This is a genomic window from Bartonella tamiae Th239 (assembly GCF_000278275.1).
GTDB classification, from domain to species: Bacteria; Pseudomonadota; Alphaproteobacteria; order Rhizobiales; family Rhizobiaceae; genus Bartonella; species Bartonella tamiae.
The window spans coordinates 94,993-114,305 of the sequence record NZ_JH725147.1 but is presented as its reverse complement, the minus strand read 5'-3'; the positions used below and the strand labels follow the sequence as shown (position 1 = coordinate 114,305).

Here is a 19,313-nt window from a genome sequence, read left to right as displayed (position 1 = left end):
GTATAAGAGAGATGTTCAGAATAAGAAACACTGTTCGGCAGAGATAGTCCTTTGTTATAAAGATATGCCTCTTTGTCGCAAAATCTGAAAGGTGAGCCATGGCAGGCCATTCACAATTTAAAAATATCATGCATCGTAAAGGTCGTCAGGATGCGATGCGCTCCAAAATGTTCTCTAAACTTGCTCGTGAAATCACTGTTGCTGCGAAGCAGGGTGCACCAGATCCAGCAATGAATCCGCGATTGCGATTGGCTGTACAGAACGCGAAATCACAGTCTATGCCAAAAGATAATATTGAACGCGCGATTAAAAAAGCATCAGGTGGTGACGCAGAAAATTATGATGAAGTGCGCTATGAAGGTTACGGACCAGCTGGGGTGGCTGTTATTGTTGAAGCTTTAACAGATAATCGTAACCGTACAGCCTCAAATGTGCGCGCAGCCTTTACAAAATCTGGAGGAGCTTTAGGGGAAACGGGTTCAGTTGGCTTTATGTTTAATCGTGTGGGTGAAATTATCTATAAGGTTGACGCTGGTGACAATGACACGGTTATGGAAGCAGCCATTGAAGCAGGGGCAGAAGATGTCCAATCTGACGAAGAAGGCCATGTTATCATTTGTGCTTTTGAAGATATTGGAGAGGTTTCAAAAGCGCTTGAAACAGCATTAGGTGAAGCCGAATCAATTAAAACTGTATGGAAACCAACAACGGGTGCCGCTGTTGATGAAGAAAAAGCGCAATCTGTTTTAAGATTGATTTCTACGCTTGAAGATGATGACGATGTGCAAAATGTTTATGCTAATTTTGAAGTCAGTGATGAAGTTTTAGCAAAACTATCTGCTTAAATGTTTTTCTATAGGCAATTTTCATGCAAAAAGACGCTCTTTTTAAAAGGCGTCTTTTTACTCATTTTAATATGCCTTTTTCTCACACATCGTGTGGTTTTATATTAAAGGTGCAAAAAATAAGCTGAACATTTTTAAATGCTCAATCATTGTGATGTTTCAAAGAAAACAAATAAAAAACCCGCTTGTAAGCGGGTTTTTGATTCGTTCAACGCTTAGGCGTATTATATTAAATACCAAGATTTCCAAATCGATTTTTAAACTTGGAAACGCGACCACCACGATCAACCAGCGTTTGTGATCCACCTGTCCAAGCTGGATGTGTTGTGGGATCAATATCAAGGTTCAGTGTATCACCTTCTTTTCCCCATGTTGAACGGGTGAAATATTCGGTGCCATCTGTCATTACAACTTTAATTGTGTGGTAATCGGGATGAATATCAGCTTTCATGACGCAAACTTCCTGCTTTTACTGTAACAAAATATCGCATGATTGAATTTCATAATGCGATAAGATTGTATATTTGATAAACAAAATCTGGACATGAACCAGACAATTGTAAAAATTCTGGTGTTGCCTATACATCAGCAAGAGCAATAGCACAAGGGCACAATCAAAGATGGATAGTCAGACGGACGCTAAAAATACCGAAAATAAGACAATAAAACGCAAAAAAAGCAATTTGCGTCCTCTTTCAACATTATTACCTTATCTATTGCGTTACAAAAAATTGGCGATTGCTGCCGCAGTTTCACTAATTGTTGCCGCTCTTGTGATGTTAGTTTTACCTATTGCTATTCGTCGCATGCTTGACCATGGTTTTTCTTATGGTGATGGCACCATGATAAATTCTTATTTTGGCGTATTGTTTTTGTTGGCGGCAATTTTAGCGCTCGCTTCTGCGGGGCGTTATTATTCTGTCATCACACTTGGAGAAAATGTTGTCGCTGATTTGCGTCGTGATGTTTTTCACCATATCACAACACTATCACCCGAATTTTTTGATCGCTCTCATTCGGGAGAAATTATTTCCCGTTTATCGGCGGATACAACACAGATAAAATCGGCTGTAGGTGCAACAGCTTCTGTTTCCTTACGCAATATGATTATGGCGGTTGGTGCCATCATTATGATGACCGTCACCAGTCCAAAACTATCGGCCATGGTTTTGGTGGCCATTCCCATCATTGTTATTCCTATTATTGTTTTTGGTCGTAAGGTTCGATTAAGAACGCGTTTGGCACAAGACCGCTTGGCGGATGCAACCGCATTGGCGTCTGAACAGGTCAGTGCTATTCGCACTATACAGGCTTTTACTGCAGAAAAAGAGATTAATAAGAGATTTTCTTTGCTTGTTTATCGTGCATTTCAAGCAGCAAAAGGATCAATATTATCGCGTGCTTTTTTAACAGGTTTTGCAATATTTTTAGTGTTTAGCAGTGTTGTAGCAGTGCTGTGGATTGGATCAAATGATGTTTTACACAACACGATGACACCAGGAACTTTAGGACAATTTGTCCTTTATGCTGTTTTTGGTGCAAGTGCGTTTGGACAATTATCAGAAGTGGGGGCTGAGCTTGCGCAAGCATCAGGAGCGGCAGAAAGGTTGGCTGAAATTTTAGTTGAAAAATCTGATGTTATTAAACCGTCTACACCTTTAAAAATGCCACATCCTGCAAAAGGCGCCGTGCAATTTGATCATGTTGATTTTGCCTATCCAACGCGTTTAACTCAGCCTGCTTTAAAGAATTTTTCGTTTTCAGTAAAAGCTGGTGAAAAAATTGCCTTTGTCGGTCCTTCTGGCGCAGGTAAAAGCACAATTTTTTCATTAATTTTACGCTTTTATGATCCACAAAAAGGAATTATCTCATTTGATGGGATAGATGTGACCAAAGCTGATCCTCATGATTTACGAATGCGTATTGCCTATGTGCCTCAAGATGTTGCGATTTTTAATGGAACATTGCGTGAGAATATTGCTTTTGGATGTGAAAATGCCGATGACCGTCAAATTGAAGCCGCCGCAAAAGCAGCCAATGCAACGGATTTTATTTTTGCTTTAAAAGATGGCTTTGAAACGCAAGTTGGTGAACGTGGTATAACACTTTCAGGTGGACAAAAACAGCGTATCGCCATTGCACGTGCTCTTTTACGTGATGCACCCTTATTGTTGCTTGATGAGGCAACATCAGCTCTTGATGCAGAAAGCGAAATGCTGGTTCAAAAATCCTTAGAGAGATTGATGGAAGGCCGCACAACGTTGGTCATTGCACATCGTTTGGCAACAATTTTAAAAGCAGATCGTATTTTAGTTATTGATGGTGGCATAATTGTAGAACAAGGAACACATGATGAGCTTGTCGCTAAAAATGGTCTTTATGCGCGTTTGGCAAAATTACAATTTTCGCATTAAATATTGTTGAAAGCTTCAAAATTCTCTTTGATTTATAATTTGTGTTTGCCCATTTTTTGCCGCGCAATGATCTGATCTTTTTAAGTCTCTTTAAGCATTGACGGTATTTTTAGTTTAAGATCAAATGGTGCTCTTCTGCATTAAAGGGGAATAAAAGCCTTTTGTAATCTTATCCATGATCAACATCTTTCATATTTTTTAAAAAAACTGTTTTAGATCTTTTCAAGTAAGATAAAAATCTTTGTAACGGATGAGATGTTTGATTTCTATGTGCGTAATTCTCATAACACTGATTAAATATCATGAAACACCACAATTTTTACGATACAAAATGTGTGGCAATATAAAAAGATTATGTCAGATGAAAAATATGTTGAAGATGATAAATTTTAAAGATTAAGATAAAACGATCCTGCCGTTCAATAATGCCGGCAGGTTTCGTGTTTTAAAGCGGTTTTTTTAAGGTTTTCATTAAAGCAGCGTGAATCAGCTCATTGCCTGCAATAATATTTTTTTTCTCAAAGATATTTTGACCATTGTCTTTGTCAGTGACAAAGCCTCCAGCCTCTCGCACCATAAGCATGCCAGCAGCCATATCCCATGGTTGAAGATCATCTTCCCAAAAACCATCAAGACGACCTGCTGCAACATAAGCAAGATCAAGTGCTGCTGCGCCCATGCGGCGAATGCCTGCAACCTCGCTCATGACATTGCGCAATTCTATTAAATAATGACCGTGTTGACCGCGGCCAAGATGAGGGACACCAGTCCCAATTACACAATCTTCTAACTTGCGTCGCCCAGCAACACGCATGCGACGATCATTGAGAAAAACACCGCCGCCACGTTCTGCCGTAAACAATTCATCTAATGCTGGATTATAAATAACACCAGCGACGACTTGTCCTTGACGTTCCATTGCTATGGAAACACCAAAAAATGGAATACCGTGTAGAAAATTGGTTGTTCCATCAAGAGGATCAACAATAAAACGATGTTGTGTATCCGCACCGATAATTTCTCCTGATTCTTCCATCAAGAAACCATAATCAGGGCGTGCTTTTATCAATTCATTTTTAACAATATCTTCTGCCTTGCGATCAGCTTGACTAACATAATCTGCGGGTCCTTTTAAAGAAACCTGAAGATTTTGTACTTCACCATAATCGCGGGCGAGCGAGCGGCCAGCTTTCATAGCCGCTTGCACCATAACATTCATAATCGCAGAACGCGCCATAGTTTAAGACCTTTTAATCTGCACGACGCAGATAAATGAGTTCGTTCGTATCGACGATAATTTTTTCGCCTGATGAGATAAAGGGAGGAACCAAAATACGGATGCCATTTTCTAAAATTGCTGGCTTATATGATGAAGCCGCAGTCTGTCCTTTAACCACAGGATCTGCTTCAGTAATTGTCAACGTGACATGATCTGGAAGTGATATACCAATGGGTTTTTCTTCATAAAGTTCCACGGTCACCGTCATACCATCTTGCAAAAACGCTGCACGGTCGCCGACAAAATCTTTTTGAAGTTCAAGCTGAGCATAAGTTTCTGAATCCATAAAAACAAGTGTGTCACCTTGTTCATAAAGAAATGTGAAATCTTTTTGTTCCAATCTTACTTTTTCAACAGTTTCAGCTGCGCGGAAACGTTCATTAAGTTTGGTGCCATCAATGAGGTTTTTTAATTCAACCTGATTGAAAGCACCACCTTTTCCCGGTTTAACTGCATTGCATTTTACCGCAGCCCAAAGGCCACCATTATGCTCAATCACGTTTCCGGGTCGAATTTCATTGCCATTAATTTTCATAATTTTCGTCCGATATTTAATGATAAATAATATAGCCATTGAATATGAGGCTGTTACAGCATTTTCAAGACCATAAAATCGCTCCTTGTGCAAGAGGGGTGTTTCATTTTAAAGGACTGGCATCAATTTGATGGCTTTTTGCTCAGCATTTTTAAGTTGTTCATCCGACATGCCTTCCAGCATGGATTGTAAATCAGGAGCTTCCATTTTGGCTTGCTGCGCGACCATATACCATGCAGCTGCTGTTATTGTGTCACCATTTGTCCCAATACCATCGCGGTAAAGACGAGCCAGATTGATTTGAGCTGGGGCAATCATTTTACTCGCATTTGAAAGAAGAATATTAAAAGCTGCTTGATAATCTCGAGGTCCACCCCGTCCTTCTACCATCCAACGTGCAAGCATTAATTGTGCGGGAACATGATCTTTTGCTGCTGCTGCTTCCATTAACTTTCTAGCATTGTCATCATTGCGTGGTCGTTTTGATGTGCCGCGTGCAAAGATTTGCGCTGCTGCAAAAGCTGCATCAGGATCCCCAAGAGATGCGCCTTTTAAAAACCATGTCAAACCAACATCCAATGCATCATCAATATGGACTTTATTCATTAAAAGCTGTCCATAATAAAAATAAGCTTCAGGCACGCCCGCATTGGCAGCACGGCGGACATAATCTTCACCTTCTTGCTGGTTTTTAGTGACAAATTTGCCATTAAAGAGGATTAAGCCATAACGCAGTTGCGCTTGAGGATCACCTTGTTTTGCTGCACGTTCAAACCAAAGTGCTGCACGCGCTCCATCAAGTGAGACAGCATAGCCTTCACTGTACATACGGCCAACAAGTGTTTGTGCTGTCGGATCACCATTTTCTGCTCTTTCAAGGGCTTCGGTAAAGGCAGTTAAATAATTTCCTGCAATATAATTGTCATAGGCGCTATCATATTCTCCTGATTTTAACACAAATTCATTTTTTGCTTGTGGTCTTGCCGTTGGTTTTGCGCCTTTTTGTGGGGTGTCGTTAGATTGCGCCATAATAAATTGCGTTAAAGTGATAAAAAAAACAGGTGATAGACATAAAAGCGCAAGTTTTTTCATTCTACTATGTCCTCAAAATTTTCATGCCAATGCTGCATTTTTGTATGAAGTGCATTAAGGGTGTTTTCTGGTGTTTCAGATTGAAAAAGAAGATTTTCTATAGCAATAAATTCTGCCTTTGTTTCTAAAACCTGATTGAGGCTTTCAATCTCTGTTCCTGCTTGAACAATCGCTGGGATTTCCATCAAATGCGCCCACCATTGCCCAAGTGTAAGATTGCGCGGATGGGGATCAGGCTTTTGATCGGCTCCTAATTTACCGAAAAACAAATAATCGGGTTCATATTCACCTATTTCCATTGCGCTATGGCGGTCACGTATATTGCCAACACCTTTAATCATTGTGTTATGCTTGCTTTCCAAGATCAGACGTAAATCATCTCCTTTGGTTTCGATATGCACACCGTCAGCTTTGACACGCCCTGCAATGCGGCTATCGTTTGCAATAAGGGCAGCAAGATTTTTGGATTGAATCATCTCTATATATTCTTCAGCCTTTTTTTGTAAAAAAAACTCATCGCAGTTTTGCTCATAAAGAATGACACTGGCAAACTTTCCCTGCTCTAAGAGAGAAGCAAGTAATTTTTTGTCTATGGAACGACGTACATTAAGTGTTAAAATGAGACGTGGCTGAATAGTTTTTTGGTCTTTACTCATGATAGATTTCTTATCGCATTAAAAAGGATGAATTAGGGCAAGTGTATCATTTCATCCCCTAATCTTTTCTTATCATAATTTCAATTGATCCGACCAATGATTTCAAGATGGAAGGAAAAGTGATCGTATGGAATGCAATTTCGACTCCTTTTTGTCGCATAATCAGTTATCTATGGTGCCAAATGCGGTGATTGCCGCAAAAGAAACCTTAAGGGTCTGATGCCTATGAAGCAATTTGTGCCACAAACCAGAGATACACGGATTGATGTTTTTAGAGCGCTTGCTTTATTAACAATCTTTATCAATCACGTGCCAGGGACTATTTACGGATGGATCACGCATAAAAATTTGGGCTTTTCTGATTCGACTGAAGCTTTTGTTTTAATATCGGGTATTGCTGTTGGTCTTGCTTATGGTACAAAATTTAGCGGTGAAAATCGGCTTTTTGTTGCTCTGAAACTTTGGCGGCGCAGTGCGACGCTTTATTCAACACATATATTAACAACGCTTATAAGTTTAGCAATTTTTATATCAGCGGCTATTTTTTTCAGCCATCCTGAGCTTTTGCGTGTTAACAATATTCCAACCCTGCTCAAAGAACCAGCACAAGCACTTTTAGGTATTGTGACACTTGGTCATCAGCTTGGGTATAATAATATTTTATCGCTTTATATGGTATTGATGCTTTTTGCGCCTTTTATGCTTTATTTAGCGCATAAAAGCATGAAGCTTTTAGTGTTGCTTTCTATAGGTCTTTATCTCATTGCTGGCTTTTATGGTTTGGCACCACATAATTACCCGACAAAAGGTTTGTGGTTCCTCAATCCCTTATCTTGGCAATTGGTATTTGTTATTGGGTTGGTTTCAATTATTAAAATTAAAAAAGATGGACGGTTATTTTATCACCCTCTTTTGCTTATTAGTGCCATTACCTATCTTATTCTTTCTTTATTATGGGTTCGTTTGAGTTGGTGGTGGATCAATCCGACAATGGGGATGCCTTCAACCTTAACAGGATTTAACAAAACATTTGTCAGTATCCCCCGTCTTTTGCATATTTTATCTCTGGCTTATGTTGTGGTTATGATCCCGCAAATTAATCGTTTGGCAGCACTCTCCCCACTAAACCCTTTAGCCATTCTTGGTAAACATGGTCTTGCAGTATTTGTCACAGGGACGATTTTGGCTATGGGGGGACAAGTGTTAAAAACAGTTCATCCAAGTGGTTTTTATTATGATACGCTCTTGATTGCTACGGGGCTTGTTATTCAATTTGCCGTTGCTTATTATCTTGAATGGGTAAAAATTGCCACTTTGCAAATGAAAGCCAAGCTTCCTTTGCCAAAAGACAAGGTCACTGAAAAAAGCCTTATCCAAACCGCGCAGCAAGACCATCTCATATTGGAACCTAAAATGCGTATAACGCATCATACATATGTTGACCCAAAAAAGAACACGGACAATTCTCTTCAAGATGCGTAAAGCATCGTCAAATTTTTGACGTTCTTTCGCGTTAACCTTGGCTTAAGGATTATATTGCGAAACATAATTTATTTGTGCATGTCTTTTTCTCATGATGATCTGCTCAAATGGCGCCATTGATTTAAATTATGAAACTAATATGACGTTTATGCCGTTTGAGATTTTAAAAGTAACATGGAGTAATTGAGTGAAGCGGCAACGATTGCGTAATGACAATACAATCGTCATGTTTGAGCATGGTGCATTTGATCATGCTTTTGGATGTCTTTATCAAGAAGGTATGGCTCTTATTGAAGAAACGGCTGCCTATATTGATGGCAACGGCAAAATTGCATCGCGCGCACTCTCTGGTGAAGCATCGGCGCTTTATGCCAGTGAAGCAATGCGTATGAGCACACGCCTTATGCAGGTTGCATCATGGCTTTTGCTTTTTCGGGCAGCACGTGAAGATGAGATGACGCCAGAACAAATTCGACAAGAAAAAGCCAAGGTTTCATTAAATACACCCTGTTTGAGTAAAGATCATATCAATTGGCAAGAGCTGCCTATAGATTTTCGTCGACTGGTTGATCTTTCTATCAGGCTTGAAGAACGCGTTCGCCATATGGATCAAGATGTTGAAAATGCTTTAGCTGAAAATGGTATTTGTCATAACCCCGTGAGTGAAAGAATCAATTTGTTAAAGGCGGCTTTTCAAGACGATTAACGTCTTATATACTTTGTTTCCTTTTTGTTCTTATTTGACTGTTCAATTGTGATGAAAGACGTTAGATTTGCTTTTATGGAAAAAGCGATTCGCATCATAGGGATTGATCCTGGTTTAAGACGCACGGGGTGGGGCGTTGTTGATTATTTGGGTAATAATTTAAAATTTATCGCATCAGGAACTGTCAAATCAGATGAAAAATGTGATTTGGCCTCGCGCTTATGTCAAATTCATCAAGGGCTTTCCGATATTCTTCATCATTATAGACCATATGAAGCTGCTGTTGAGCATACATTTGTGAACAAGGATGCAGGTGCCACGTTAAAACTCGGGCAAGCGCGTGGCATTGCATTATTGGTTCCAGCACAAGCGGGTTTGCCGGTTTCTGAATATGCGCCAAATGCTGTTAAAAAAGCGGTTATAGGTGTCGGACATGGTGAAAAACAGCAAATTCATATGATGGTTAAAGTTTTAATGCCGCGTGCGTATTTTGATAGCAGTGATGCGGCCGATGCCTTGGCTATTGCAATTTGTCATGCGCATAATCGTAAGAGTTTATCACACCGTTTGAAAGCAATTGCATGATTGGAAAATTAAAAGGTTTGGTAGACACAATTGATGAAGATCACATCATTCTTGACGTACAAGGCGTTGGTTATGTTGTTTTTTTACCTTTGCGTGTTTTTGGTTCATTGCCTGAGCAAGGGCAAAAAATTGAGCTTTTTATTGAAACGCAGGTTCGTGAAGATGCGATTCGACTTTTTGGTTTTAAAGCAAAAAGTGAGCAACTATGGTTTCGGCTGTTACAAAATGTCCAAGGTGTTGGAGCTAAAGTCGCTTTAGCAATTATTGGAACTCTTTCGCCTTCAGAAATTGCAAATGCTATTGCATTACGCGATATTGCGATGATCAGTCGTGCGCCAGGTGTTGGAAAAAGAGTAGCTGAACGTATCGTTAGTGAACTTAAGAATAAAGCCCCCGCTCTTTCTGTGGAAGGGGTGACTTCAAGTTTTAAACAAGACGTTGGAGAAGGTGTCACAAGTCAGCCTATTCTTGATGCGGTGTCTGCTCTTGAAAATTTAGGCTATTCACGCGACATGGCGGCAGATGCAATTGCATTGGCTGTTCGGGAGGCAGGAAATGATGCAGATTCTGCCAAACTGATACGGCTTGGCTTGAAAGAACTTTCAAGGTAACGTGTTAAAATGGATGATACGCAACGGCTACTTTCTGCAGATAAACATGGTGAAGATAGTGATCACTCATTGCGCCCCCAAGGCTTGGATGAGTTTGTTGGTCAAGAGGCTGCTCGCGCCAATTTAAAAGTATTTATAGAAGCGGCAAAAACTAGAAATGAAGCTTTGGATCATGTGCTTTTTGTTGGACCACCGGGACTTGGGAAGACAACGCTTGCACAAATTATGGCGAAAGAATTGGGTGTTAATTTTCGTTCAACCTCTGGGCCTGTTATTGCAAAAGCTGGTGACTTAGCGGCACTTTTATCGAATTTAGAAGAACGTGATGTTCTTTTTATTGACGAAATTCATCGTCTTAGTCCTGCTGTTGAAGAAATTCTTTATCCTGCAATGGAAGATTTTCAGTTGGATTTAATTATTGGTGAGGGGCCTGCAGCGCGTTCTGTTAAGATTGATTTAGCAAAATTTACACTTGTTGCTGCCACCACACGTTTGGGGTTATTAACGACACCTTTGCGTGATCGTTTTGGTATTCCTGTCAGGCTTAATTTTTACACAGTTGAAGAATTGCAATATATTGTGAGACGTGGGGCGCGTATTTTTCAAATGTCAATTGCGGCTGACGGTGCGCGTGAGATAGCATTGCGTGCGCGTGGTACACCACGTATTGCAGGCCGTCTTTTACGGCGCGTGCGTGATTTTGCGATGGTGGCAAAAGTTCAAACGATTGATCGCACGATTGCAGATGAAGCCTTGTCGCGATTGGAAGTGGATAGTCTCGGATTGGATGAGCTAGATCGACGCTATTTGTTGATGATTGCTGAAAATTTTGGTGGTGGACCTGTTGGAATTGAAACTATAGCAGCAGGGTTGTCTGAACCGCGTGATGCGATTGAAGATATTATTGAGCCGTATCTTATACAACAAGGCTTTATTCAAAGGACACCGCGAGGTAGAGTTATGACGCGCAAAGCGTGGCAGCATATTGGGCTCGCAGTTCCGCCCGATGTGGCAACCCATCAGATTGGTTTATTTGGTGACAATAATGACTGAAAATGTCGCTTTTAGCGGGACGATTGTTAACGGTGTTCATCGTTTGGATGCGCGTGTTTATTTTGCAGATACAGATTTTTCGGGTGTTGTTTATCACGGTCGTTATCTGGAATTTCTTGAACGCGGGCGCAGTGAATTTTTAAGAGTAAGCAATATTCATCACCATGCACTTGCACAAGGTATTTTGGGTGAAAAAATTGTTTGGATCGTGCGTAAAATGACAATTGATTTTAAAAAACCTGCGTATATCGATGATCATCTCATTATAGAAACACGCATTGATCATATGAGTGGCGCGCGCATTGAAATGGCGCAATCTGTACTTTGTCAGGAACAGATTTTGGTTTTTGCGCATGTTGATGTAGCTTTAATTAATGATCAAGGACGGCCAAGACGTTTTCCAAAAGATTTTATTGAAAAATGGCAACCTTATATAAGGTCAATAGATAAATAAAAATATGAGCTTTCGTTTTTTATGTTTTTAGCCATATGAATTATAATCTATCTAAATCATAAAGATGAAAAATATATGATATAATTACTTAATGAAGATAAATCTTTTTAAGATGTATATCTCTTATCTTTCTATTTTCATAGATGATACTTTATTATAATTTTATATTTACTTTTTTATTAAAAATTTTTGTGTAAAAAAAATTTAAAATACTAAAATAAATGATTTTTAAAAACATTATTTTATGTTTTTTGTTGTTCCATCACCAACCTTGCCTATTGCTTTTAAAAAAGACATAATATGTTTATACATGAGCGATCAAAAAATTTCTGATCCTTTTTTGACAGCTAAAAAGAGACAAAATTTTAATATGGGGAAAGAGATGACTATAAAAAAATTATTTACAGCACTTGCTTTGACAGCTTCTTTAACGTTCAGTGGACAGGCTTTGGCAAAAGATTTAATCTTTGCGACAGACACGGCTTTTGTACCCTTTAGTTTTAAACAAGGTGACGACTATGTCGGTTTTGATGTTGAATTATGGGATGCCATAGCAAAGGATATGGGTGTAACATATAAACTTCAACCCATGGATTTTGCGGGTATCGTTCCGGGTGTTCAAGCAGGCCAAATTGATGTTGCCATGGCAGGAATGTCTATTACTGATGCGCGGGCAAAAGTTGTTGATTTTTCTGATCCTTATTACAATAGTGGTTTGTTGCTACTTGTGCGTGCAGATAGCGATATAAAATCTGTTGATGACATTGATGGAAAAATTATCGCCTTGAAAACAGGAACAGGATCAGTGCCTTATGCAACGGAACATTTTAAAGATTCTGAAAGACGCCAATTCCCAAATATTGATAATGCTTTTATGGAATTACAAACAGGTCGGGTTGATGGTGTGCTTCATGATGCACCCAATGTACTTTATTATGCTGCGACGGGTGGCAAGGATAAGGTAAAAATCATTGGTAAGCCAATGGAAGCTCAAAAATATGGTGCGGCATTTCGCAAAGGAAGTGATTTGGTTGAAAAGTACAATACTTCACTTAAAAATCTTAAAGAAAATGGCACATATGACAGAATTTATGAAAAGTGGTTTGGTGAAAAACCTGAATAAAGTCTTGTGAAATTGGATCGGACAGTCTAAAGGGGTGCGATCCAACACTTTTAAAAGGGAAAAGAATGAGTTTCGATTGGAACGCAGTTTATAATGCGCTACCAACACTGCTTGATGGTGTAAAATTAACGCTTCTTATATCCGTCTTGGGTATTCCATCTGGGTTTATATTAGGCTTGTTTTTAGGTATGGCACGTGCCTATCGTCTGCCAATCTTAAATTTTATCGCACTGATCTATATTGAAATTATCCGCGGTACGCCGATGATTTTGCAGGTCATGTTTATTTATTTTGCGCTGCCGCAAATATCCTTTTTTGGTTTCCATATTCGTTTTGATGCCGTTACCGCAGGGATTATTACGATTATGATCAATTCTGCGGCTTATATGGCTGAAATTGTGAGAGGGGCACTTTTATCTGTTCATAATGGATTGCGAGAAGCGGGTTTGGCATTAGGGTTACCTTCTTGGAAAGTTGTTTTTAAGGTTATACTTCCTATTGCTTGGCGCCGCATGATACCGCCTTTAGGCAATCAATGTATTATATCGCTAAAAGATACATCGCTTTTATCGGTTGTTAGCATTGCTGAGCTTATGCGTCGGGCGACTGAAATTGCTTCAACAAATTATAATTATGTTGAGATACTTTCTACAGTTGCCGTTCTTTATCTTATTCTCACGGTCTCTTTGACCATTTTATTGCGCATTATTGAAAAACGGATCCGTATGTTATGAGCGAACCGATTGTTGAATTTAAAAAAGTCTCAAAACGATTTGATCAACTTGTGGTGCTTGATCATGTTGATCTTACAATCAAAACGGGCGAAGTTGTTGTTTTAATAGGTCCTTCAGGCTCAGGGAAATCAACATTATTGCGTTGTATTAATGCGCTTGAAACCATTAATGGTGGTGATCTTATCGTTGATGGTTTAAGTGTTTTGGGTGGACATCGCACGGTGCATCAAATTCGCCAAGAAGCTGGCATGGTGTTTCAACAATTTAATCTTTTTCCTCAAATGACAGCAATAGAAAATATTGCTTTTGGCCCGCGTGAGGTGCGCGGAACCTCTAAAAAGGAAGCTTATGCACAAGCGCGTATTCTTTTAGAAAAAGTGGGACTTGCAGAACGCGCTGATCATTATCCGTCCGAATTGTCAGGTGGACAACAACAGCGTATTGCTATTGCACGAGCTTTGGCCGTTAGACCCAAGTTGATGCTTTTTGATGAGCCAACATCAGCACTGGATCCAGAATTGCGCCAAGAAGTGCTTAAAGTGATGCAAGAGCTTGCTCTAGAAGGTATGACGATGATTGTTGTAACCCATGAAGTAGGTTTTGCCAAAGATGTTGGCTCTCGTTTGATTTTTATGGAACACGGCAAAATTAGCGTTGATGGTGATCCTGTGGAGATGATTGAAAATCCTACAAATCAACGTTTGAAAGATTTTTTAAAGAATGTGAACTAAGCATATCGTTTATCTTTAGCATTGTCTAAAAATATAATAAAATTTTTCGAATATTTGTGCGATGCAATATGATCATATTGCCTATTCTTTAAAAGTGCTTTTATTTTAAACGTGCTATTTAAATCATTATTTTTCATTATTTTATATTAAAACTATACTCATGATCATTACGATTTGTTAACCATAATAGAATAGGGTCTTTTAAGAAAGAAATGTTGCCAGAATATCTGGTTTTAGCCTTTGTTTCACCAAATTTAAACGTAATAAGCATAATGTGAAGATGGAATGTTTTTGTTTCATATGCTTGTGGCGTTTAAGTGTGAGAAAAATTTCACCAGTATTTCGCCCGGTTATGTGCCGGGCGTTTGGATTCAGGGATGAATAAAATATGCCAGGAATAGAATTAGCAGATCCAGACACAATAGGTATCTGGAGTCTTTTTATGCAAGCCAATTGGATTGTGAAGGCTGTGATGATAGGTTTGCTTTTGGCTTCAATATGGAGCTGGGCAATCATAATCGATAAAGTTATTTCTTATGCGCGTATTCGTCGCGCAATGGGACGTTTCGAACAAATTTTTTGGTCAGGACAATCTCTTGAAGATCTTTATAAAAATCTAAATGAACGCTATGTTTCTGGCATGGCTTCGGTCTTTGTCGCTGCGATGAGTGAATGGAAAAAGTCACTTGAAAAAGGTGCACGTTCTCCTATTGGTTTGCAAAGTCGTATTGATAAAGCGATGGATATCGCTCTCTCACGTGAAAGCGATAAACTTGAAAGTCGCTTAGGTTTTTTAGCAACAGTTGGTTCTTCAGCACCATTTATCGGACTTTTTGGCACAGTTGTTGGTATTATGAGCTCTTTCCAATCAATTGCTGCATCAAAAAATACATCTTTGGCAATCGTTGCCCCTGGAATTGCAGAAGCCTTACTTGCAACCGCTATTGGGCTTTTGGCAGCCATACCCGCTGTTATTGCTTATAATAAACTTTCGGGCGATGCAGGTAAATTAACTGCGCAAATGGAAGGTTTTGCCGATGAGTTTTCTGCGATTCTCTCACGTCAAATTGATGAAAAGTTAACATCACACCACTCTGCTTAAATTATGAATATTCACGATTGAGGAAGCTTATTTTATGGGTATGTCACTTGGATCATCACAAAGAGGATCACGTCGGTCTTCAAGGCGCGGCAGAGGTCATGGCGGCTTGATGAGTGAAATAAATGTAACACCATTTGTTGATGTGATGCTTGTTTTGCTCATTATTTTCATGGTCTCTGCACCCTTATTGGTGAATGGTGTGCCGCTTGATTTGCCACAAACACAAGCAGGTCCTATCAATGCTGATACGCAGCCATTAACTGTGTCTATAGATGATGAGGGGAAATTTGCAGTAAATGAAGAATATTATACAACAGCGGAAGAGGTTATTGCGAAATTAAAAGCAGTGACAGATACGGGAAGTGAGGCTTCCAAACAGCGTATTGTTGTGCGTGGGGCAAAAATGATTGAATATCAAAAAATTTTGGACCTTTTAGCGACAATTCAAAAAGCAGGTTTTTCAAATGTTGCTTTGGCAAGTTTGCCGCAGCAATAATCGTGGTGTTTTTGGTCTATGTCTCAATAGAAGATCATAAGCCAAAACAATTGAAATAGTGATAAAAGTACATCATGAAAGTCAGTCTCTTAACATCGGTTGCAGCGCATGTGATTATTCTTGGATTGGGTTTTTTTAGCCTTTCCTCGCCAATCGATTTTAATGAACAAATGAGTGAACCGCTTCCTGTTTCTTTAGTACCGATTGAAGATGAATTAGCCATTCAAAAAGGCGATATGACTGCTCCTAAAGCGGATATTTCTGCACCTAAACCAACGCAAAAACCAGAAGTTATCGATAATGCTGAACATGTTGGTGATGGTAATGTGGATACGCAAGCACCATTAAAACCAGAAGAAAAAGATCGCGACGTTGAGTCAACCCCACCTCCCTCAGGTGAAAAAGATGGTGAAACAATGGTTGTGCCGCCTGTTGATGTAAGTGATCTTAAGGCTAATGAGATGCCTCAGCCCGATGATAATGTTAAGGCTGAAGAACCTTCACAACAAGAACAAACCGATGATGATAATCATCAAAATGCGCAAGAAATTTTAGAGAATCATGATGCTAACGCAGCAACACCTGCGTTAGAATCGCAAGAAGCTGATGAAGCACACGATGAAACAGCCACGGTGCCAGAAAAAATTGTGGATCAGGAAAAGGATTCTACGCCAATTTTGCCTGATATTGCCCCACTGCCAATTAAAAGACCAGATCCTGTTGCCGCTCAACCTGCTGCTAAACCAAAAGGAGAAGACAGTATTGATGATATTTTGGCGATGAACGAACAAGTTTTGGTTGATAGAACGCGTACATCGGGTGGAGGTGTTGCGCGCTCGCAAGGACCTGCTGCTTTGGGTGGGCAAAGAAATGTCCATAATGATCAGCATTTGGCACAAACATTTGCTAATATTGTTTCACAATGTATTAGAAGCAATTTTGATCTTGCGGCGCTTGGCGGTGGAACAGCGAGTAATTTAAGAATAAAAGCGGGTTTTCGTTTGAAAATTGACGGCATGCTTGATGGTCAACCTCAATTATCTGCCATTGGCGGAGATACACGCCAGCAAGAAATTGGCATTAATCAGGCACGCGCTGCAATTTCACGATGTACTCCTTTTCCTTTGCCCGCTGATAAATATGGTATGTGGCGAGATATTGAAATGATTTTGAATCCATTTGATTGAATGTGATGGTTGATATGCGTAAAATTTTTGTTGATGACATGATGATGAAAAGACAAACACGGGTACTCTTAAATATGAACGTCATAAATTTTTTATCACGCTTTTTTCTGCCTATTTTGGCTCTGGCTTTTTATGTTATGCCTGCTTTTGCACAGCTCAAGGTTGATGTCACAGGTGGTAATTTTAATGCAATTCCTATCGCTGTGACAGAATTTTTAGCAGGTGATGATGTCGGCCGTAATATTTCCGCAGTGGTTGAGGCGGATCTTGAGCGTTCAGGCTTGTTTGCCCCTATCGATAAAACATCATTTCTTGAACGTATATCTAATCCTGATGTGCAACCGCGTTTTAGCGATTGGCAACAAATTGGCGCACAAGGTGTGGCAACTGGACGCGTGAATATAGAGCCAGATGGTCGATTGCGTATAGAATTTCGTTTATGGGATGTGTATAGCGGACAGCAATTGGAGGGGCGGCAATTTTATACAACGCCACAAAGTTGGCGACGCGTTGCGCACATTATTGCCGATGCAATTTATCAAAGAATGACTGGTGAACAAGGCTATTTTGATACTCGCATCGTATTCGTCGATGAAACAGGACCTGCCACTGCACGTATTAAGCGTTTGGCGATTATGGATCAAGATGGTGCCAATTTGACATATTTAACCAACGGAAGCGAATTGGTTTTAACACCAAGATTTTCGCCAACACGTCAAGAAATAACTTATATGGCATATTCAGGAAACAATGTTCCTAAAGTCTATCTACAACAGATTGAAATGGGACAGCGAGAACTTGTTGGGACTTTTCCAAATATGACGATTGCGCCGCGCTTTTCACCAGATGGGCAAAAAGTTATCATGAGTCTTTTGCAAGATAATGGGAGTGCCAATATATATACAATGGATTTGCGTTCCCAATCGACCACGCGTTTGACGACAACAAGTGCGATTGATACGGCAGCTTCCTATTCACCTGATGGTAGTCAAATCGTTTTTGAATCTGATCGCGGTGGGCGCCAGCAAATATATGTTATGAATGCGGATGGCACGAACCAACAGCGTATTTCTTTTGGTGATGGAAGTTATTCTACTCCTGTTTGGTCTCCACGTGGTGATTATATTGCCTTTACAAAATTGTCACAAGGTCAATTTTCAATTGGCGTCATGCGTCCTGATGGACAGGGGGAGCGACTTTTGACCACGGGTTTTCATAATGAAGGCCCTACATGGGCACCAAATGGGCGTGTCATAATGTTTTTCAAACAAAACCAAGGGCAGGGTCCTAAAATTTATACCATTGATATTACTGGTCGCAATGAACGGCAATTGCCGACACCCAATGATGCTTCTGATCCGGCATGGTCACCTCTCTTAGATTGATGCGTGAATATAGCCCTTTTAAATTTTTTTGCATGAGGTTATTTTAGCGCGAAATGTCTTTTATGATTGAAAGTAAAAAGAGTTGCTGATGAATGACAATGATATCTTTGTTAAAAATTTTATGGCTCTATTTAATCAATCTAAAAGCTGTCATTTGTTTAAAAAAAATGATAAGTAAGATTACATTAACCAGATATGTTGACCACGTTTTAAGGAACATGGGTTAAACAAAAAAAAGATCAACAAAACCTTAAGGAGTATCGGCACATGAGCCGTATTCAAAACATTGCTCGCAATCCATTTATTGTCGTGTTTTTCTTTTTGCTCGTTCTTTCGGGTTGTGCCAATAAAAACGCAATGAATGATCCTAATGCTTTAGGATTTAATAACGCTCAACCAGGTTCCCAACAAGATTTCACGGTTAATGTTGGTGATCGCGTATTTTTTGATCTAAACTCATCAAGCATTCGTGCTGATGCACAGCAAACACTTTCTCGTCAAGCTCAATGGCTTCAGCGCTATCCACAATATACAATCACGGTAGAAGGTCATTCTGATGAACGCGGTACACGTGAATATAATATTGCTCTTGGTCAGCGTCGTGCGGTTGCAGCCCGTGATTACCTTATCTCCCAAGGTATACCAGCAAATCGTATGAGAACAATCTCTTATGGTAAAGAAAGACCCGTTGCTGTGTGTGATGCTGCTTCTTGTTGGAATCAAAACCGACGAGCTGTTACTGTTCTTAATACAGGACCTGCACGTTAAGTTTTATAAAGACTGTCACAATTGCTATGAAAAAAAGCGGCCCTTGTGCCGCTTTTTTTCATGACAAACTTCTGC

21 protein-coding genes are annotated in these 19,313 nt (G+C 39.7%); 16 read left to right on the top strand and 5 right to left on the bottom strand.

What is annotated here, in order from left to right; all coding sequences use genetic code 11:
- Positions 1–98: 98 nt before the first annotated feature.
- The gene (locus ME5_RS00670) at positions 99–845 is read left to right on the top strand and encodes a YebC/PmpR family DNA-binding transcriptional regulator (protein WP_008037458.1); all 747 of its coding nucleotides are present in this window, start codon (positions 99–101) and stop codon (positions 843–845) included.
- A 229-nt stretch (positions 846–1,074) separates the two neighbouring features.
- Here ME5_RS00670 and rpmE read toward each other — a convergent pair whose 3' ends face one another.
- Positions 1,075–1,296 (bottom strand): 50S ribosomal protein L31, encoded by a 222-nt coding sequence (gene rpmE, locus ME5_RS00665; RefSeq protein WP_008037457.1) that lies wholly within the window; start codon positions 1,294–1,296, stop codon positions 1,075–1,077.
- Between the two features lie 169 nt (positions 1,297–1,465).
- On the opposite strand from rpmE, the gene ME5_RS00660 reads away from it, so the two are divergent.
- On the top strand, positions 1,466–3,259 hold the full coding sequence (locus ME5_RS00660; RefSeq protein WP_008037450.1) for an ABC transporter transmembrane domain-containing protein: 1,794 nt from the start codon (positions 1,466–1,468) through the stop codon (positions 3,257–3,259).
- A 445-nt stretch (positions 3,260–3,704) separates the two neighbouring features.
- Here ME5_RS00660 and ME5_RS00655 read toward each other — a convergent pair whose 3' ends face one another.
- From ME5_RS00655 to ME5_RS00640, 4 genes are all read right to left on the bottom strand, one after another.
- A complete protein-coding gene (locus tag ME5_RS00655) occupies positions 3,705–4,496 on the bottom strand; it encodes an inositol monophosphatase family protein (protein ID WP_008037449.1) in 792 nt (263 codons plus the stop codon).
- 13 nt (positions 4,497–4,509) lie between these two features.
- The gene (gene efp, locus ME5_RS00650; RefSeq protein ID WP_008037448.1) at positions 4,510–5,073 is read right to left on the bottom strand and encodes an elongation factor P; all 564 of its coding nucleotides are present in this window, start codon (positions 5,071–5,073) and stop codon (positions 4,510–4,512) included.
- Positions 5,074–5,181: 108 nt separating this feature from the next.
- Positions 5,182–6,165, bottom strand: a complete 984-nt coding sequence (locus ME5_RS00645) for a tetratricopeptide repeat protein (protein ID WP_008037446.1) — start codon at positions 6,163–6,165, stop codon at positions 5,182–5,184.
- Positions 6,162–6,821 (bottom strand): thiamine phosphate synthase, encoded by a 660-nt coding sequence (locus ME5_RS00640; protein WP_008037444.1) that lies wholly within the window; start codon positions 6,819–6,821, stop codon positions 6,162–6,164. The genes ME5_RS00645 and ME5_RS00640 overlap by 4 nt, the downstream gene beginning before the upstream one ends.
- A 219-nt stretch (positions 6,822–7,040) precedes the next feature.
- Between ME5_RS00640 and ME5_RS00635 the strand changes: the two genes are divergently transcribed.
- The 14 genes from ME5_RS00635 to pal all read left to right on the top strand — a co-directional run bounded on the left by ME5_RS00635 (position 7,041) and on the right by pal (position 19,238).
- Positions 7,041–8,303, top strand: coding sequence for an OpgC family protein (locus tag ME5_RS00635; RefSeq protein ID WP_008037442.1), 1,263 nt, complete (start codon positions 7,041–7,043; stop codon positions 8,301–8,303).
- A gap of 187 nt (positions 8,304–8,490) precedes the next feature.
- A complete protein-coding gene (gene rcdA, locus ME5_RS00630) occupies positions 8,491–9,009 on the top strand; it encodes a protease adaptor protein RcdA (RefSeq protein ID WP_008037441.1) in 519 nt (172 codons plus the stop codon).
- Positions 9,010–9,084: 75 nt separating this feature from the next.
- Entirely contained in the window at positions 9,085–9,594 is a 510-nt protein-coding gene (gene ruvC / locus ME5_RS00625) for a crossover junction endodeoxyribonuclease RuvC (protein WP_035000360.1), read from the top strand.
- Positions 9,591–10,205 carry a Holliday junction branch migration protein RuvA gene (gene ruvA / locus ME5_RS00620; protein ID WP_008037436.1) on the top strand — a complete coding sequence of 205 codons (615 nt, stop codon included), beginning with the start codon at positions 9,591–9,593 and terminating at the stop codon, positions 10,203–10,205. The genes ruvC and ruvA overlap by 4 nt, the downstream gene beginning before the upstream one ends.
- Positions 10,206–10,214: 9 nt before the next feature.
- Positions 10,215–11,258 (top strand): Holliday junction branch migration DNA helicase RuvB, encoded by a 1,044-nt coding sequence (gene ruvB / locus ME5_RS00615; RefSeq protein ID WP_008037434.1) that lies wholly within the window; start codon positions 10,215–10,217, stop codon positions 11,256–11,258.
- On the top strand, positions 11,251–11,712 hold the full coding sequence (locus ME5_RS00610) for a YbgC/FadM family acyl-CoA thioesterase (protein ID WP_008037431.1): 462 nt from the start codon (positions 11,251–11,253) through the stop codon (positions 11,710–11,712). Before ruvB ends, ME5_RS00610 begins: the two co-directional genes overlap by 8 nt.
- Positions 11,713–12,094: 382 nt before the next feature.
- Positions 12,095–12,835, top strand: a complete 741-nt coding sequence (gene glnH / locus ME5_RS00605; RefSeq protein ID WP_155799363.1) for a glutamine ABC transporter substrate-binding protein GlnH — start codon at positions 12,095–12,097, stop codon at positions 12,833–12,835.
- Positions 12,836–12,900: 65 nt separating this feature from the next.
- The gene (locus ME5_RS00600) at positions 12,901–13,569 is read left to right on the top strand and encodes an ABC transporter permease subunit (RefSeq protein WP_008037428.1); all 669 of its coding nucleotides are present in this window, start codon (positions 12,901–12,903) and stop codon (positions 13,567–13,569) included.
- Entirely contained in the window at positions 13,566–14,300 is a 735-nt protein-coding gene (gene glnQ / locus ME5_RS00595; protein ID WP_008037427.1) for a glutamine ABC transporter ATP-binding protein GlnQ, read from the top strand. The genes ME5_RS00600 and glnQ overlap by 4 nt, the downstream gene beginning before the upstream one ends.
- A gap of 388 nt (positions 14,301–14,688) precedes the next feature.
- The gene (gene tolQ / locus ME5_RS00590) at positions 14,689–15,402 is read left to right on the top strand and encodes a protein TolQ (RefSeq protein ID WP_008037425.1); all 714 of its coding nucleotides are present in this window, start codon (positions 14,689–14,691) and stop codon (positions 15,400–15,402) included.
- Positions 15,403–15,436: 34 nt separating this feature from the next.
- A complete protein-coding gene (gene tolR, locus ME5_RS00585; protein ID WP_008037424.1) occupies positions 15,437–15,898 on the top strand; it encodes a protein TolR in 462 nt (153 codons plus the stop codon).
- A gap of 74 nt (positions 15,899–15,972) precedes the next feature.
- A complete protein-coding gene (locus tag ME5_RS00580; protein WP_008037423.1) occupies positions 15,973–17,085 on the top strand; it encodes a prolipoprotein diacylglyceryl transferase in 1,113 nt (370 codons plus the stop codon).
- A gap of 44 nt (positions 17,086–17,129) precedes the next feature.
- Positions 17,130–18,470, top strand: coding sequence for a Tol-Pal system beta propeller repeat protein TolB (gene tolB, locus ME5_RS00575; protein WP_196793572.1), 1,341 nt, complete (start codon positions 17,130–17,132; stop codon positions 18,468–18,470).
- A gap of 267 nt (positions 18,471–18,737) precedes the next feature.
- The gene (gene pal, locus ME5_RS00570) at positions 18,738–19,238 is read left to right on the top strand and encodes a peptidoglycan-associated lipoprotein Pal (RefSeq protein WP_008037421.1); all 501 of its coding nucleotides are present in this window, start codon (positions 18,738–18,740) and stop codon (positions 19,236–19,238) included.
- The last annotated feature ends 75 nt before the right edge of the window (positions 19,239–19,313 follow it).

What these genes read in the sequence shown, in the direction of transcription:
- ME5_RS00670 (WP_008037458.1), top strand. Translation starts at nt 99, where the DNA reads ATGGCAGGCCATTCACAATTTAAAAATATCATGCATCGTAAAGGTCGT.
- glnQ (WP_008037427.1), top strand. Translation starts at nt 13,566, where the DNA reads ATGAGCGAACCGATTGTTGAATTTAAAAAAGTCTCAAAACGATTTGAT.
- ME5_RS00610 (WP_008037431.1), top strand. Translation starts at nt 11,251, where the DNA reads ATGACTGAAAATGTCGCTTTTAGCGGGACGATTGTTAACGGTGTTCAT.
- rpmE (WP_008037457.1), bottom strand. Translation starts at nt 1,296, where the DNA reads ATGAAAGCTGATATTCATCCCGATTACCACACAATTAAAGTTGTAATG.
- ruvA (WP_008037436.1), top strand. Translation starts at nt 9,591, where the DNA reads ATGATTGGAAAATTAAAAGGTTTGGTAGACACAATTGATGAAGATCAC.
- tolB (WP_196793572.1), top strand. Translation starts at nt 17,130, where the DNA reads ATGAAAAGACAAACACGGGTACTCTTAAATATGAACGTCATAAATTTT.
- tolQ (WP_008037425.1), top strand. Translation starts at nt 14,689, where the DNA reads ATGCCAGGAATAGAATTAGCAGATCCAGACACAATAGGTATCTGGAGT.
- tolR (WP_008037424.1), top strand. Translation starts at nt 15,437, where the DNA reads ATGGGTATGTCACTTGGATCATCACAAAGAGGATCACGTCGGTCTTCA.
- ME5_RS00640 (WP_008037444.1), bottom strand. Translation starts at nt 6,821, where the DNA reads ATGAGTAAAGACCAAAAAACTATTCAGCCACGTCTCATTTTAACACTT.
- efp (WP_008037448.1), bottom strand. Translation starts at nt 5,073, where the DNA reads ATGAAAATTAATGGCAATGAAATTCGACCCGGAAACGTGATTGAGCAT.
- ME5_RS00645 (WP_008037446.1), bottom strand. Translation starts at nt 6,165, where the DNA reads ATGAAAAAACTTGCGCTTTTATGTCTATCACCTGTTTTTTTTATCACT.
- ME5_RS00635 (WP_008037442.1), top strand. Translation starts at nt 7,041, where the DNA reads ATGCCTATGAAGCAATTTGTGCCACAAACCAGAGATACACGGATTGAT.
- ME5_RS00600 (WP_008037428.1), top strand. Translation starts at nt 12,901, where the DNA reads ATGAGTTTCGATTGGAACGCAGTTTATAATGCGCTACCAACACTGCTT.
- ruvC (WP_035000360.1), top strand. Translation starts at nt 9,085, where the DNA reads ATGGAAAAAGCGATTCGCATCATAGGGATTGATCCTGGTTTAAGACGC.
- ME5_RS00660 (WP_008037450.1), top strand. Translation starts at nt 1,466, where the DNA reads ATGGATAGTCAGACGGACGCTAAAAATACCGAAAATAAGACAATAAAA.
- ME5_RS00580 (WP_008037423.1), top strand. Translation starts at nt 15,973, where the DNA reads ATGAAAGTCAGTCTCTTAACATCGGTTGCAGCGCATGTGATTATTCTT.
- ruvB (WP_008037434.1), top strand. Translation starts at nt 10,215, where the DNA reads ATGGATGATACGCAACGGCTACTTTCTGCAGATAAACATGGTGAAGAT.
- ME5_RS00655 (WP_008037449.1), bottom strand. Translation starts at nt 4,496, where the DNA reads ATGGCGCGTTCTGCGATTATGAATGTTATGGTGCAAGCGGCTATGAAA.
- glnH (WP_155799363.1), top strand. Translation starts at nt 12,095, where the DNA reads ATGACTATAAAAAAATTATTTACAGCACTTGCTTTGACAGCTTCTTTA.
- pal (WP_008037421.1), top strand. Translation starts at nt 18,738, where the DNA reads ATGAGCCGTATTCAAAACATTGCTCGCAATCCATTTATTGTCGTGTTT.